The sequence below is a fragment of the Neisseria polysaccharea genome (assembly GCF_963392925.1).
GTDB classification, from domain to species: domain Bacteria; phylum Pseudomonadota; class Gammaproteobacteria; order Burkholderiales; family Neisseriaceae; genus Neisseria; species Neisseria polysaccharea.
This window is the reverse complement of record NZ_CAUJNZ010000036.1, coordinates 1-1,022: the sequence shown is the minus strand read 5'-3', so window position 1 is coordinate 1,022 and position 1,022 is coordinate 1. Positions and strand designations below refer to the sequence as shown.

General features: G+C 52.0%; 1 protein-coding gene. It reads right to left on the bottom strand.

The window, feature by feature from the left end; translation table 11 throughout:
• Positions 1 to 959, bottom strand: a 959-nt coding sequence (locus tag RDY34_RS10525; protein WP_308184588.1) for an IS5 family transposase, incomplete at its 3' end; no start/stop codon positions are given.
• Between the last annotated feature and the right edge of the window lie 63 nt (positions 960 to 1,022).

Below are 1,022 nucleotides of genomic sequence, written 5' to 3'. Positions count from 1 at the left end.
AAACACATCGCCTTCAGATGACTTTGCGCACTCACTTTGAGCAAACCAAAATAGGCTGCCCGGGCGTAGCGGAATTTACGGTGCAGCGTACCGAAGCTTTGTTCGACTACATAACGGGTTTTCGACAAATACCGGTTACGCTTCGTTTGATTTTCCGTCAGCGGACGGTTGCGGTGGGCTTTGCGCATAATGCCGTCCGGTAACCGATGCTCTTTCAGATGTTGCCGGTTTTCCGCACTGTCATAGCCTTTGTCGGCATAGACGGCCGTACCTTCGGGCAGTCCTTCCAACAAAGGCGACAGGTGGTTGCACTCATGGGTATTGGCGGGGGTAATGTGCAGTTTCCCGATATAGCCTTCCTCATCGGTGCGGGTATGTTGTTTGTAACCGATTTTGTAGAGGCCGTTTTTCTTTGTCCAGCGGGCATCGCTGTCTTTACTCGGAGTGGTTTGGCCGCTGACTTGTCCTTTGTTATCGACTTCTATAGCCTGACGCTGTTTGCTGCCGGCAGTCTGAATAATGGTGGCGTCAACGACGGCAGCGGATGCTTTCTCTATTTTTAAACCTTTTTCGGTCAGTTGGCAGTTAATCAGTTTGAGCAGTTCGGACAGGGTATTGTCTTGCGCCAGCCAGTTGCGGTAGCGGCATAAGGTGCTGTAATCGGGGATGCTCAGTTCGTCGAAACGGCAAAACAGGTTGAAATCGATGCGGGTGATGAGGCTGTGTTCAAGTTCGGGATCGGAGAGGCTGTGCCATTGTCCGGGCAGGACGGCTTTGAACATGGACAACAGGGGATAGGCGGGACGGCCGCGGTGGTCTCTAAGGTAACGGGTTCTTTGACGGTTCAGGTACTGTTCGATCGGCTGCCAATCAATCACCTGATCCAACTTCAATAGTGGGAGGCGGTCGATGTGTTTGGCAATCATGGCTTGCGCGGTTTGCCGGAAGAAGGTGCTCATGAGAAATCCCCTAAATGTCTTGGTGGGAATTTAGGGGATTTTGGGGAATTTTGCAAAGGTCTC